Source organism: Sedimenticola selenatireducens (assembly GCF_007625115.1).
GTDB classification, from domain to species: Bacteria; Pseudomonadota; Gammaproteobacteria; order Chromatiales; family Chromatiaceae; genus Sedimenticola; species Sedimenticola selenatireducens_A.
In genome coordinates, this window is sequence record NZ_VMNH01000023.1 from 177,612 (window position 1) to 189,096 (window position 11,485).

At 51.8% G+C, this 11,485-nt stretch carries 20 protein-coding genes; 3 read left to right on the plus strand and 17 right to left on the minus strand.

What is annotated here, in order from left to right:
* Positions 1-5: 5 nt before the first annotated feature.
* Positions 6-1,283, plus strand: coding sequence for an RNA polymerase factor sigma-54 (locus FHP88_RS15525; RefSeq protein ID WP_144360000.1), 1,278 nt, complete (start codon positions 6-8; stop codon positions 1,281-1,283).
* 93 nt (positions 1,284-1,376) lie between these two features.
* Here the strand turns inward: FHP88_RS15525 and FHP88_RS15530 are convergent, their stop codons facing one another.
* Genes FHP88_RS15530 through FHP88_RS15595 form a run of 16 tightly spaced genes read right to left on the minus strand, consistent with a single transcriptional unit; the run spans position 1,377 to position 10,067 of the window.
* Positions 1,377-1,736, minus strand: a complete 360-nt coding sequence (locus FHP88_RS15530; protein WP_144360001.1) for a Mor transcription activator family protein — start codon at positions 1,734-1,736, stop codon at positions 1,377-1,379.
* Positions 1,727-2,167, minus strand: a complete 441-nt coding sequence (locus tag FHP88_RS15535) for a regulatory protein GemA (RefSeq protein WP_144360002.1) — start codon at positions 2,165-2,167, stop codon at positions 1,727-1,729. The genes FHP88_RS15530 and FHP88_RS15535 overlap by 10 nt, the downstream gene beginning before the upstream one ends.
* 3 nt (positions 2,168-2,170) lie before the next feature.
* Positions 2,171-2,479 carry a hypothetical protein gene (locus FHP88_RS15540; RefSeq protein WP_144360003.1) on the minus strand — a complete coding sequence of 103 codons (309 nt, stop codon included), beginning with the start codon at positions 2,477-2,479 and terminating at the stop codon, positions 2,171-2,173.
* A gap of 1 nt (position 2,480) precedes the next feature.
* Entirely contained in the window at positions 2,481-2,633 is a 153-nt protein-coding gene (locus FHP88_RS19205; protein ID WP_186297751.1) for a hypothetical protein, read from the minus strand.
* Between the two features lie 13 nt (positions 2,634-2,646).
* The gene (locus FHP88_RS19210; RefSeq protein WP_186297752.1) at positions 2,647-2,823 is read right to left on the minus strand and encodes a hypothetical protein; all 177 of its coding nucleotides are present in this window, start codon (positions 2,821-2,823) and stop codon (positions 2,647-2,649) included.
* Positions 2,823-3,047 (minus strand): hypothetical protein, encoded by a 225-nt coding sequence (locus FHP88_RS15545; protein ID WP_186297753.1) that lies wholly within the window; start codon positions 3,045-3,047, stop codon positions 2,823-2,825. The genes FHP88_RS19210 and FHP88_RS15545 overlap by 1 nt, the downstream gene beginning before the upstream one ends.
* Positions 3,048-3,057: 10 nt before the next feature.
* On the minus strand, positions 3,058-3,666 hold the full coding sequence (locus FHP88_RS15550; RefSeq protein ID WP_144360005.1) for a DUF3164 family protein: 609 nt from the start codon (positions 3,664-3,666) through the stop codon (positions 3,058-3,060).
* Positions 3,663-3,923 (minus strand): hypothetical protein, encoded by a 261-nt coding sequence (locus FHP88_RS15555; RefSeq protein ID WP_144360006.1) that lies wholly within the window; start codon positions 3,921-3,923, stop codon positions 3,663-3,665. The genes FHP88_RS15550 and FHP88_RS15555 overlap by 4 nt, the downstream gene beginning before the upstream one ends.
* Positions 3,920-4,264 carry a hypothetical protein gene (locus tag FHP88_RS15560; protein WP_144360007.1) on the minus strand — a complete coding sequence of 115 codons (345 nt, stop codon included), beginning with the start codon at positions 4,262-4,264 and terminating at the stop codon, positions 3,920-3,922. Before FHP88_RS15560 ends, FHP88_RS15555 begins: the two co-directional genes overlap by 4 nt.
* Positions 4,254-4,814, minus strand: a complete 561-nt coding sequence (locus FHP88_RS15565; RefSeq protein ID WP_144360008.1) for a hypothetical protein — start codon at positions 4,812-4,814, stop codon at positions 4,254-4,256. Before FHP88_RS15565 ends, FHP88_RS15560 begins: the two co-directional genes overlap by 11 nt.
* Positions 4,811-5,209, minus strand: a complete 399-nt coding sequence (locus tag FHP88_RS15570; protein WP_144360009.1) for a hypothetical protein — start codon at positions 5,207-5,209, stop codon at positions 4,811-4,813. The genes FHP88_RS15565 and FHP88_RS15570 overlap by 4 nt, the downstream gene beginning before the upstream one ends.
* 1 nt (position 5,210) lies before the next feature.
* Complete coding sequence (locus FHP88_RS15575; RefSeq protein WP_260843337.1) at positions 5,211-6,509, minus strand: ExeA family protein; 1,299 nt, start codon at positions 6,507-6,509, stop codon at positions 5,211-5,213.
* 37 nt (positions 6,510-6,546) lie between these two features.
* Positions 6,547-8,334 carry an integrase catalytic domain-containing protein gene (locus FHP88_RS15580; protein WP_144360010.1) on the minus strand — a complete coding sequence of 596 codons (1,788 nt, stop codon included), beginning with the start codon at positions 8,332-8,334 and terminating at the stop codon, positions 6,547-6,549.
* A gap of 17 nt (positions 8,335-8,351) precedes the next feature.
* Positions 8,352-9,269, minus strand: coding sequence for a DUF3102 domain-containing protein (locus FHP88_RS15585; RefSeq protein WP_144360011.1), 918 nt, complete (start codon positions 9,267-9,269; stop codon positions 8,352-8,354).
* 10 nt (positions 9,270-9,279) lie between these two features.
* Entirely contained in the window at positions 9,280-9,588 is a 309-nt protein-coding gene (locus FHP88_RS15590; protein WP_144360012.1) for a hypothetical protein, read from the minus strand.
* A 2-nt stretch (positions 9,589-9,590) separates the two neighbouring features.
* On the minus strand, positions 9,591-10,067 hold the full coding sequence (locus FHP88_RS15595) for a hypothetical protein (protein ID WP_144360013.1): 477 nt from the start codon (positions 10,065-10,067) through the stop codon (positions 9,591-9,593).
* Positions 10,068-10,179: 112 nt separating this feature from the next.
* Here FHP88_RS15595 and FHP88_RS15600 point away from each other — a divergent pair, with 112 nt between their 5' ends.
* Positions 10,180-10,419, plus strand: a complete 240-nt coding sequence (locus FHP88_RS15600; RefSeq protein WP_144360014.1) for a hypothetical protein — start codon at positions 10,180-10,182, stop codon at positions 10,417-10,419.
* Between the two features lie 60 nt (positions 10,420-10,479).
* On the opposite strand, the gene FHP88_RS15605 is transcribed toward FHP88_RS15600, so the two are convergent.
* Entirely contained in the window at positions 10,480-10,785 is a 306-nt protein-coding gene (locus FHP88_RS15605) for a hypothetical protein (RefSeq protein ID WP_144360015.1), read from the minus strand.
* A gap of 108 nt (positions 10,786-10,893) precedes the next feature.
* Between FHP88_RS15605 and FHP88_RS15610 the strand changes: the two genes are divergently transcribed.
* A complete protein-coding gene (locus FHP88_RS15610; RefSeq protein ID WP_144360016.1) occupies positions 10,894-11,325 on the plus strand; it encodes a helix-turn-helix domain-containing protein in 432 nt (143 codons plus the stop codon).
* Positions 11,326-11,485: the final 160 nt, after the last annotated feature.

Sequence of the window (11,485 nt, forward strand, 5' to 3'; positions counted from 1 at the left end):
CCCGCATGAAGCAAACGCTCCAGCTTCGCCTCGGCCAGCACCTCACAATGACGCCGCAATTGCAGCAAGCCATACGCCTGCTGCAACTCTCTACTTTGGATCTGAAGCAAGAGATCCAGGAGGCATTAGATTCAAATCTGATGCTGGAAACCGAGGAAGACAACAGCGCCCGGGAAGAATTCAAACAAGCTGAGCAACAGTCAGCCATGGATGGACTCAATGGGGAGACATTAAAGGGCGACAAAACCACCAGTAACGATCAGAACAATGAGAAAGAGATCAATGCTGAAGCCACCTCCATGCCGGAAGAGTTACCGGTAGACAGTGGCTGGGATGACGTATATGACAGCACGCTCCCCCCCTCTTCAGGGCTTGCGGCGAAGGAATCGGGCGATAACGATTATCTGGGGCAACGGCGAACAGCCAGAACCCTGTATGACTACCTGACCTGGCAGCTCAACCTGACCCCCTTCAGTGACAGCGATAGAAACATCGCATTCTCTATTATTGATGGTATTGATGAAGATGGGTATCTGAGGGCGGATCTGGAGGAGATTCTCGATAGCCTCGGTGACGAGGACATTGAACTGGACGAAGTCGAGGCGGTTCTGCATCGCATACAGCAATTTGATCCCCCTGGCGTAGCGGCCCGCAATCTGCAAGAGTGCCTACTGATTCAGCTCAAGCAGCTGCCAGAGCCCCATGACGCCCTGGATATGACCACCCGCCTGATACGTGATCACTTCGATCTACTGGCACAGCAAGATCATAACCAGATCAAACGCAAACTGAAGGTTGATGACGAGACCCTCAGCTCGATCAACCAACTGATTCGATCCCTCATTCCGCGCCCTGGTAGCATGGTCGCTGAAACTGAACCCGAGTACGTCATCCCGGATGTCTTTGTAACGCGGCGGGAGGGCGTTTGGCATGTCAGCCTCAATGCAGAGGCAGCCCCAAAACTTCGGGTCAACCCGGATTATGCCCGCTTGATCCGGCGCGCAGATAACAGTGACGACAATAACTACCTGAAAAATCATCTGCAGGAAGCACGTTGGTTTATCAAGAGCCTGGTGAGCCGCAACGAGACCCTGCTGCGTGTTGCAACCAAGATCGTTGAACTGCAACGCGGCTTTTTTGAGCATGGTCCAGAGGCGATGAAACCACTGGTGCTCAGGGATATCGCTGAAGCACTTGAGTTGCACGAATCAACCATCTCACGCGTCACCACCCAAAAGTACATGCACACCCTGTTACGACCTGAGATAAATGGAGGGGTATAGCTGAGATAAATCGGGAAGAGCCTAAAGGAAACGGGAAGTGACGGGAGCCGATAATTAAATACTGTTCAGAAATACCAAAATAGGCGGGTGGCCTCAATTACCGAACAAATCGGGCTGATCCTCCTCACGGATCACTTGTCGAATAGAGCGAAGGCGCTGATAGACTCCCTGGAGGGTGAGATCATACTTCTTAGCTAATTGAGCATGATTTGAGCCGTTAAAATCATCCCACATACGACGATCACGCTCATCGATATCCAGATCCTTTCCTTTTGGGAAATAGATCAACTGACCGCCCCAGCTGGCTCTCATTTCATCGACGATTTTTCTTGCAGCCGATTTTACCTGGTCGTCAGGTAATTCAGTGTTGGCTCGCAGTACAGCGATTGTATGGTCACCCAGGTCACCCAGAAGTTCACAGCCTCGTGAGCGGGCATCTTTTTTTACCGCCATTTAACACCATCCCTTGCAGCCCACTGTTTCAGCTGTTCGATGATCTGGTTTTTGAGGTCATCAGGCAGAAATTCAGGCTTAGACCAGCCAGTACCCTGTGGGTGGAATCGTTTGGTGTTGGACATCAGCCAGGCTCCAAGCCCTGATTTATGCTCAACAGCCCCCGCATCTGCCAGGCGATTCCATAGGTGATGGATGAATCGTGCCCTGGCGGGAGGCCTGCTCTGCCCACCTCGGTGAGAAGTACTGACCTTAGCCCCTCTGGCCACCAGATGAGCAAGAACGGCCTGACGGCCTTCATCATCAAGATCTGCAGCCGAATGGACACGAGCAACCGTCCATAGCATGGCGCGGTAGGTCTCTTCATCCATTCCCAGATCCTTTTTTGCAATATGGATCTTAGCCAGGGCTACGTGACGTTGGTTAGTCATCTGTTATAAGGAAACAGGCTCCAGGTCAGTGATAGAGATGCAGGCAATATCAACATCCAGCGTCCCGTACACAGCCTGAATAGAGGCTTTATAGGTTGATCCAAACAAGGAACCATGTTGTTTCTTAAACTTCCAAATCCGGCCTTTCATCCTGTTCTGTTTGCCGTACCCTTTGGAGAGGATCACCGGCCTTCCTTCTCTGCATGTTTCGAGGTTCCAGCGTGGCCCATATATTCGTAGTTCTTCGGTCTTGGAGCCATCTTCAAATGCTTCGTAGTACTCAGTATTTAGCGGTATGAAAAGAGGTTTCATTTCATAATTCCTTATAATAAGTGGGTCGTGCGGGATGCGGGGAAAACTGCGCGCTTTTCTTTGGCAATGTACCGCCGCACCCCACACCCAGATCGTTATGTGCCGCCTGTACTACCGGGTGTTCGCGGTGCAACTCTTTGACATTCAGACTCATAACAAATCAGCTCCTAAGGACGCACAAAGGCATCTATTTCTAACTCCCCATTGTCATTGGTGGCGAAGTACTCATGATCGCAGAATTCACACTGGTAAAGGGCTACTGAACCCAGCATCAGAGGATCACTGTCTTGTCGATGGCAGACAGGGCATATGGGATATATCGCTTGCGGTAGTTGACTTGTCATCAGTTGATACCTCCGGTTGTTTTGAAAACAATGTCATCAAATGCTCGCTGAACAGAATGTTCATAGACCTTGAGTACTTCGCGCTCCGTTTCTTGGAGGGTGTTTTTCCAGTCTTCAACTGAGCAGTTGCTGCCAGCCAGCTCACTCTCTGCACGTTGCACTGCTTCCCGATGGCTCAGGAGATTCAGAAGGTCGTGGATATTGAATCTTGCTCTTGTATCCATCATTAACCCCCTATACAGACGCCATATCCAGACCGATCTGCTGAAACTTCTGGTCTCTGGTTGGTCGGGTATAAAGACGAATATAGGATTTTGATGACACCACCATTAGGCTGTCGCGGATCGCCTCCATAGCCTGTTTCCACTTAGGATGTTCGATAGCCAGGCGGGTAAGCCCCAGTATCCTTCCGGTGTTGATCTTGCCTTCCTTATCCGTCTGGAAGGCGTGTTCAACCAGTGTTTTTATTTCACTGCTTGAGCCTTCAGTCCACTCATGAATGCATTCATCAACCAAGGCTTTAGCGATAGTCAACCGCTCATCGAAGGCGATAGTATCTCCTATGGAGATCTGGACTTTTTTACGGCCATCAAATGAAGTGAGTGAAAGATTCCCCTTCAATCCCCCCAGTTTGGCATCGTATTTTTCAGCCGCCAGTTCGACAAACGCCTCTACATCCCCCATCGCTTTTGCCTTAAAGTCGGCCATGCTCAGCCTGAGTTGTTCTGCCGCCTGAAAAACCTCATCGACCAAGGCATCACGATCCAGATCAATTTCGGCAATGCTATCAATCGGTACCAGGTGGCCCTGGGCATTCTGTCTATAACCTGCTGGTATGGTCATTTGCTCTTCTCCCGCAGTTCAGCGGCCTGTTGCATGATGGCATTTGCCCGTGTGAGCAGCTCATTCGCTTGCTCCATTTCCCGGTGGTAAGTCTTGCCTTCAGCGTACTTTGCGTATTCGCGCATATTTTTGGATCGTTTGGTGAGATCATCAGCCACAGTTTCAAGGGCGATAATCCTGGCCGGTGTCTCATCGTGGCCACCGCGCATCAGTGCCGCCGTGGCAACATCAACAAGGGTTTGCTCGATGTGATTCATGTCGGCAACCTCAGCTGACCACGTATGTCAGGCATGGCCACTTTTTTCATGCGTGAAATCTGTTTCAAACTGCTGATTGCACGGTCATAGAGAAATTCACAGGTAGCGTCGAGTTCCTCGGCATTCTCGGCAATGAAATAGCCGGTGGCTGGGTGAGCACAGATGTGGTGGCCATCACCACGCAGCTGCTGAATCACCTTCCGAAGCTGGCGCAGATCACCAGGCATAACAGAACGCTGCATACAGGCCTCCGCCAGCTCTTGAGCGCTGATACCCTTTTGCTTTCCGATGTGTTGTGACAACACTTCGATAACGGAGTCGGATGAGATCTCATTCTTCACTTTTTGCTCCCTCCACTTTTTCAACCAGATCGGTGCGCCCCAGGCGCTCCATGTCACGCTTCCAGGCCTCTACCGGGTTGTATCCCAATGGAACTGATGACTCCTTCGGGCCTGAGCGCACATGGTGTTTGCGTTGCTCTTCAAGCTTTTTCTCCGCATTGGCCTCTGCTCGATCAGACTCACCCGCTACCACCTCAAACAGGTACCCGTGATCCTTTAGTGGCAGGGTGAGTTTGTTGCGGCGTGAGATCACCTGGTCGAGTGCGTATTTCCATATCTCTACTGGTGCAGGCCAGTCACGGCCATTGCGGCGCAGTTTTCCTGCCTCGATTGGCTCCAGCAGCTCTTCAAGGATCCGCTCAACCCGATCCATGCTGTGGCCTCGCTTCGGTGGCCTGAACAGGCCGATGTAGACCTGTACTTGCATGGCCAGTGGATGTGGCATGCGCAAGGCCTTTGCAATGGCCTCACGCTTGATCGCCTCAGCCAGAAATATCTCAGGGGCCCCAAACGCACCGCAGACAGGACACATGGCCTGGTACTTACTCACCCACACACCTCCTGGTACTTGCGAAAGCTGCACCGACGCCCCCGTTTAGCAGGAAAGGCATTGTGCTCCATTGGCTCGTAGAGACGGCCTGCATTCCGCTTTACCGGGTGGGGACCTGATGCAGTGACCTCTTCCAGTTGCGAGGCTAATACTTCATCTTCACGATCCGCTTCATCGTTAAAAATGCGTTCCATCAGCTCCTCCTGGACGGGTAGCAGACGTTCATAATCAAGGGTCTGTTTATCGGATAAAGGCCAATTGAAAGCAGCCGCTTCCAGAATGTCTGTCGGTGCGGAAAGAAAGGTGATAAAGAGCACGCCACGTGCCTGTAGTAAGGCCCAGTTTGCGAGGTAGAGATCACCATAGAAGTTGATGTATTCGTCGCTATAAGTCACTTCACACCCCCTTGATAATTTCAGCACTGACTCTGCTTTCGCCTATCTCAGCAGTCAGGTTCATGGCCTTGCTTATCGTGTTATTGACCATCAGTGGGTACATCATGGAAACGGTTGCGCCGAGGCCACGTCCGGGAATTTGCAACCGGGTACGGATGGCATCAAAGGCGTCCTTCTGGAAGATGTCGTCAAGCTCCTTTCCGACACGCTTGAGCTTGTTGCGAATGTACTCTTCCAGGTTACCGTTCAGCGGGTGCAGTTCGGCAATCTCACACCGATTGATCACCTCACGAGCATCCCAGTTGCGGCGTAAGTCGAGCGTGCCCTTCAGTTCCGGCTGACCAACAAGCACAATGCCCAACAAACGCTTGAAGCCGTCCTCCAGCTCCCAGAAACGCTTCAGATACTTGAGTGTGGCGATGGTCAAGTCATGGGCCTCTTCGATGATCAGCACATGCGCATTGCCGCTACGCCCTGACCCGGTTAGCAGGCGTTCAATTTGTCGTGCTTTGGATTCGAGTGTCCGCTTTGGAGCCTCTGAAGAGACGTCCTGAATGATGGCGTCACAGATCGCACCAGCCGTTAGACGACCTTTGTCGATAATGCGTGGCTGGATGATGGTGATCGCTTCACCATTTCGGTTAATCCGGTCAATCAAATCCTTCCGCAGGGTGCTTTTACCCGCGCCTGATTCACCAATGACAGCCAGAAAACCGCCGTTCTTTGCGGCGTAATACATGGCCTCGCGTATGTAGCGCTGATCTTCGCTCAGGTAGACATCTTCAGGCCCCTTTACATCATCAATGAACGGGTCATTGAATAATTTGAAGTGCCTTTTTGCCTGTTGTGATAGCATTTCATTCTCCGGTAGCGTTTCTTCAAGGGTTTCGTTATCGGAATCCTCAGCCCCAGGTCTAGACCCCTGGGGCTGTTTTCCATGTGGTTGCAGCGTGGTATGGCGAGCACGGCCTTCAATTTCCAGCCAGAGTTCATTCCCAAGAAATTCGTCTGACACGCCGCGCTCTAATAGAAATTGCCGGGTCTGTTTCTTGATGACCTCTTCGGTGGTGAGCTTCGGCCAGGTGCCCCAATTCAAGATCAGGTTACCCATTGGCTGCGATAAACCCTGGCCCTTGTTTCTACCGCCGTTCTGAATCACAGCGGCACACCAATCACCTTGTGGAATACCGTGTTCAGCCAGTACATGTTTGAGTCTTATGGGCATGTAGTGGGCTCCCTTACCGCCGATTTCCCGCGCCAGGGCGGGTGCATAATTTGAACTGTATCTGCGTGATTGCATAAGCATGATGTGGTCCTCTCATGAGTCCTCCAGAAAGTTACTTAACAACCGCCAAACCTGGCCGCTGTGACTCGCGTGGTTGCGCGAGACCCAGGGCCAAATTCGACAGCTCCTCTTCGGGCACACCCTCAGGGAAGGTCTCGCGAATCCATGCGTTCTCCTCCGCTGACAGGCTACGGCCCAACTTGCCAACCAAAGCCCGGCAGGCTTGGATATGTGAAAGGGGTTTGATCTCGACTCGCGCCCGATGAGGCACATCCAGTTCTGTGCCTGGGCGATTCATGTACTCGGGAAGGTAGACATCACCCAAGTGGCTGTGCGCATCCAGGCCACCAAAAGGTGCGGTCCGTTTGCTCTTGGCCTTGCTGATATCTTCATCAGAGAGACCCGGATAGGCTGCCCGATCCGCTGTTTTACCTGCCTGCTCTACAGGGGTGTCAGGCATGCGATCGAACTTCTCGCCCCATACCGGGGAATCCAGCCGCATACCCATCTCATCAAAGGGTACGGGCTCGACCAGATGTTCGGTGACATCACCTTTATAATCGGCCACCTGCACAAACACCTGGTGGCTACCATCCATGACCAGCGGTGATACCATCACCTCCAGTTTTGGGTACACACCATCCAAGGCGCGTAGGTCGTATTCCAGACTGCGTTTGGCAATGGGATGTGCGAAGGTAATGCTGAGGTTTGGCCGCACTTTACGGGGTTTGGGTTCAGCGCTCAGCAGGTATCGGCACACGTCCAACTCTGGCAGGATCCGCAGCTGCTCCACCCGGATCCGTTGCCATATCTCAAAGCGGGCGAGTGGCTGTGGCATACCGCGACGACGCAGCCTGGCGTCATATTCTGGGATGCGGTCAGCGTTATAGGCATTGCACCAGGCATCCACGGCATTATTTAACGCGTCGATGGATGGCACGGGCTCATAGAGCAAGCGGGATTCAAACAGCTTCTCTACTCGGTTATTGGCCTCTTCAACGGCACCCTTCGCACGGGGGTTACCTGCCTGGTGCTCATAGGCTTCAATCTGCAACGCCTTGAGGGCATTCTTGATGGCGCTAGCCGTGTTGGCGCTGCCTTTGTCCCATACCAAAAGTTTCGGCATGCCGTGGAAGGGTCGCCCGGCAATTTGGTTCCAGCAATAAAGCAGGAAATCATAGAGGTTGGTCTGCGTTTCACCCTTGCTCTGGTAATAGCGCACAATCACTGTATTGGAGTAGTGATCAACCAAGACGTAACGCCAGCATTTGAGTTCGCCCACTCGCTCCAGGAACTCAGGCTTATTTTTGTAGGCTTCATCATCCCGGATCATGTGCTGCTTGCCATCAGGGGTATAAAACAGCAGGCAGAGCGATGGATCCACCATGTGCACATGATTGGGGTGGAGGCTTCGCAGATTCACATGAGGAGAAGCCTGGCGTTGACTCGCCAAGTTGAACTGTTGCTTGCGTAACAGGCGGTTAATGGAACTGTTGCTGACGTTGAACTGACGCCCGTTGGATGCCAGTAAGCTCCGGGCATTGGGGGTCTCCATCGTCGCTTTTCCATTCTTGCGAAACCCACAGCGCAGGGTGGCAGCTAGTTCAGTGAGTACCCCTTCATCCTGGCGTGTTGTTCCGGCATCACTGCGCCGTTTTCTCTCATTCGTCCAGCCAATATTTTTCAGCTCACGATAGATGCGCTGACGGCTCCAGCCGCTGTACTGTTCAAATGCTTGCATAAGAGCACCTTTTTCCCCATGCCCGGCGTTATCCAGCCGCCGGGCTAGGCTGCGCAACTCATCACTCAGCAATAAAGATGTGGATTCTTGCAGTGCCATCGGCCTGCCCTCTTTTTTTATTCTGGGTCGGATACGGCGTTGGCTGCACGCTCATCAGCTTGCATTTTGTAGCCAACAAAAACCTCTTCAGCATCGGTCATCAGCTGACCGACCTGTCCCCATAACTGGTACAGCGCGTTGTAGTAAGTCACCGCCATTGACTCGATAGCAGGCTCGGCGTCTTCGCCTTGAAGGTCACCCAGGTCACCAGTCAGAATTTGTTCCCGAAGTACGGCCAGCTTGTCGCAGGCCTCCATCGCCTGGAAAGCGGCGGTTTGGGTCTGAATTTGTGTCTCAGAAACCAGCTCAGGCCAACTGGGCAGGTTTCGTCCGCCATGCAGTTGCTTGTCCAGTTCATTAATCTTGGCGTCTTTCTGGGTGAGTAATTTCTCGTGAACATCGTTGTCCTGTTCACGTTTTTCTTTCTCTTTGCGCAAGTGTTCCCGCAGTTCCGCCTTGGTCATGCGGTCAATCTCATCGAGCGTCATCCCGGCCAGCGTGCCCCCCTCCGCCAGCTGCTCCAGCTCCTCATCATCTTCAACCATCAGCTCAAGGAGTTTTGTCTTACCCAGGGAAGCCAGCTTTGACTTTGGTCCCGTGTATTTAACTGCAGCCTGCATCATTTTCTGTGCGGCTCTAGGAGCGAGACCAATCAGGGTGAGGGCATTTTGAAATTCCCCCTGTGGCTCATGTTCCTTCAGCATGATCAACCGTTTACCGGCTTCCAGCATGGCCTCTGCAGACTGCTGTAGATAAAACTGGGTTTCGTGGATCAGTCGACCAAAGTCATAAGGCAGCCCATCACCAAACTGAGAATCAATTAAAGCCAGGCGTTTGTTGTTCTCATCAAAGACGGCGGTAGCTTCCTGCAGTGCCTGGGCATCCACTGCTTCTTTAGGATCAGCCGGGACTTTAGTTGTGGCTTTTCGTGGCATAAATCAATCCTCAATAAGGTTGGGTAGAAAAACGTTGTTTGGTCTCAGCCAGTTTGCTCTCGGCACGACCGATGCCATTGAGCATGGCCACGCCTATCTGCGGAATACGAGGGGTCAAGCGCCACCGGTTGCTGTCCGATAACGGTTCCGCCAAACCCGCATGCTTCAAATTGGCTAAATCGTGAGTTACGTTGGCCGGGGTGATATCCAGTGATTTGCTGATCTCACCGGGCGCTAGGCCGTGTACCTCATGCCCCCCCAAGTGGATCAAAATGCGCAGAATGCGCTGCTGGCTATTGCTCAGGTAACGCTCGGACATACTTACTCTCCAAAGTCCAATTCAGGTAAATCAGTTCGCTCAACCTCTGCCCTATGCCAAGCCAGATCCTCCATCGTCGCGGTTAGCGCATTAAGGGTTTCATCGGCGGTCATTTCCTGGTCAGCAAACTTGAGCAGTGCATCAATTGCATTGGTGCAAGAACTCTGTAATGCATTGATATTCTTGGCTTTTGCTTTCCGTCCGGTAGGAATACCAATGGTCATTAAATGACCGCTATGGGCGATATACCGAGTCAGGAACTGGTGTGGGCATTCGCACGCGTGTTCAAACGGCCTGATCAAGTGGCTTGGCAGGCTGCCGTTGTCCACATACTTATAGAGTGTCCAGTGCTTAATCCCCATTCGATCAGCTACTCGCTCAACCGATAGGTTTTTCATTTCTTTTGCATACTCCAGATCCAAGCGCATCGCATGATCCATGCTGCTTGGTTGTAGGTGTTTCCAATTACGCCGATACATTGGAAGCCCCTTCAAAATGGGTTATGCAGAAATAAAAGGAATTTGGATATTTCAAAATCATTTCAGAACCGTTAGTCTTTCCTACAGGTGGCAGAACAAGAGGTTGAAGCACATGGGCAAGGAACTAGGCACAACCGTACTTGAAGAACGATTGGCTGCTCAGCGCTCGCTGATAGCGATGCTGATGGCTCACCTTGCTGACAATGGGCTGATTGATCGGAATGTACTTGAGCCTGACTATTGGGCATTGCACGAGTACGCCGAACTGGGTGAGCACGCTCAGAACGATATGATTGGGCTGTTTCACATGGTCGATCAGATGCTCGACGGTTGGGAAAGCCAGCGGCAATGATCCTGGCAAGGGTTTCACTGTCCATCGGGGCTTTGGCATTCATGTGATGCATGGGAAACCTTATCGGGTAGCTGATAGCGGCTTAAGGTCATAGCCTGCTTCCAATAAGGCCTCATGAGTGGCCTGGATACGTTTGACACGTGCTTGTGGGTCGATCTGTCGGTGATACTGTGGCTGATCTTCGAAGACCTCTTCAAAGGGCAGGCCGATAGCGACCGAGAGCGCTTTGGCAGTGCGGCTGGAGCAAGCTTTTCTATGCGCCACATGATGGACATGCTGAGGAGTGACTGATAGTAGACGTGCAATATCAGTAAAGCTCAGCTGTACGGTCTTTAGTCGGCGAAGGATTTGATTGCCAGTCAACATGGTTTTCTCCGGATGCGCCGCCAGCGGCGCATTAAATAACGGTGAAAGTAACAACTTAAGGTAAGCATTAAATGAAAGTTAATCTTCAGTTTAAAGATATATCTTCTTATGTCAAGTAATATTGAAGATAAATCTTCTGTTGGTAGCCGCTGGCGAGAAGAGCGTGATCGTCTCCGACTGAGTCGGGCAGATGTCGCTTTGGCCTGTGAGCGAACACCTCAGGGAATAGGTGAATACGAGCGTGGAGTATCGATGCCTGGTGGTCAGGCACTTATAGGTTTTGCAGGGCTTGGGGCAGATATTAACTATATTCTGACCGGCATCCGAACGCTCAGTGTTGATCAAGTAGCCGAAGAGCACCCCGAATATACACAAAAACAAAAAGAAGAAACTGCCACGGAGGCGGGTGCGTTATCTCCCAGGGACAGGATATGGCTGGAAATTGGTCAACAACTCTCTGAAGATGATCGCACTCGACTGCAGGAGATTGGCGCTTCGCTGGTATCAGCGAAGTATTTGAAAAAAACAAAAAATGAATAGAGGGAGGCAGTATGAGAAAAGGGATTTTTTTGCTACTCAGTTTATGTATCTCAAGTGGTGCCGTCGCTGCAGGTTGGGCAGACATATGCACCAGCAAACCGAATCAATATTGCAATGCTGTCGGACAGTCGGCTTATAACGCTACTGGGACTGCATCGCT

What these genes read in the sequence shown, in the direction of transcription:
- FHP88_RS15525 (WP_144360000.1), top strand. Translation starts at nt 6, where the DNA reads ATGAAGCAAACGCTCCAGCTTCGCCTCGGCCAGCACCTCACAATGACG.
- FHP88_RS15530 (WP_144360001.1), bottom strand. Translation starts at nt 1,736, where the DNA reads ATGGCGGTAAAAAAAGATGCCCGCTCACGAGGCTGTGAACTTCTGGGT.
- FHP88_RS15535 (WP_144360002.1), bottom strand. Translation starts at nt 2,167, where the DNA reads ATGACTAACCAACGTCACGTAGCCCTGGCTAAGATCCATATTGCAAAA.
- FHP88_RS15540 (WP_144360003.1), bottom strand. Translation starts at nt 2,479, where the DNA reads ATGAAACCTCTTTTCATACCGCTAAATACTGAGTACTACGAAGCATTT.
- FHP88_RS19205 (WP_186297751.1), bottom strand. Translation starts at nt 2,633, where the DNA reads ATGAGTCTGAATGTCAAAGAGTTGCACCGCGAACACCCGGTAGTACAG.
- FHP88_RS19210 (WP_186297752.1), bottom strand. Translation starts at nt 2,823, where the DNA reads ATGACAAGTCAACTACCGCAAGCGATATATCCCATATGCCCTGTCTGC.
- FHP88_RS15545 (WP_186297753.1), bottom strand. Translation starts at nt 3,047, where the DNA reads ATGGATACAAGAGCAAGATTCAATATCCACGACCTTCTGAATCTCCTG.
- FHP88_RS15550 (WP_144360005.1), bottom strand. Translation starts at nt 3,666, where the DNA reads ATGACCATACCAGCAGGTTATAGACAGAATGCCCAGGGCCACCTGGTA.
- FHP88_RS15555 (WP_144360006.1), bottom strand. Translation starts at nt 3,923, where the DNA reads ATGAATCACATCGAGCAAACCCTTGTTGATGTTGCCACGGCGGCACTG.
- FHP88_RS15575 (WP_260843337.1), bottom strand. Translation starts at nt 6,509, where the DNA reads ATGCAATCACGCAGATACAGTTCAAATTATGCACCCGCCCTGGCGCGG.
- FHP88_RS15580 (WP_144360010.1), bottom strand. Translation starts at nt 8,334, where the DNA reads ATGGCACTGCAAGAATCCACATCTTTATTGCTGAGTGATGAGTTGCGC.
- FHP88_RS15585 (WP_144360011.1), bottom strand. Translation starts at nt 9,269, where the DNA reads ATGCCACGAAAAGCCACAACTAAAGTCCCGGCTGATCCTAAAGAAGCA.
- FHP88_RS15590 (WP_144360012.1), bottom strand. Translation starts at nt 9,588, where the DNA reads ATGTCCGAGCGTTACCTGAGCAATAGCCAGCAGCGCATTCTGCGCATT.
- FHP88_RS15595 (WP_144360013.1), bottom strand. Translation starts at nt 10,067, where the DNA reads ATGTATCGGCGTAATTGGAAACACCTACAACCAAGCAGCATGGATCAT.
- FHP88_RS15600 (WP_144360014.1), top strand. Translation starts at nt 10,180, where the DNA reads ATGGGCAAGGAACTAGGCACAACCGTACTTGAAGAACGATTGGCTGCT.
- FHP88_RS15605 (WP_144360015.1), bottom strand. Translation starts at nt 10,785, where the DNA reads ATGTTGACTGGCAATCAAATCCTTCGCCGACTAAAGACCGTACAGCTG.
- FHP88_RS15610 (WP_144360016.1), top strand. Translation starts at nt 10,894, where the DNA reads ATGTCAAGTAATATTGAAGATAAATCTTCTGTTGGTAGCCGCTGGCGA.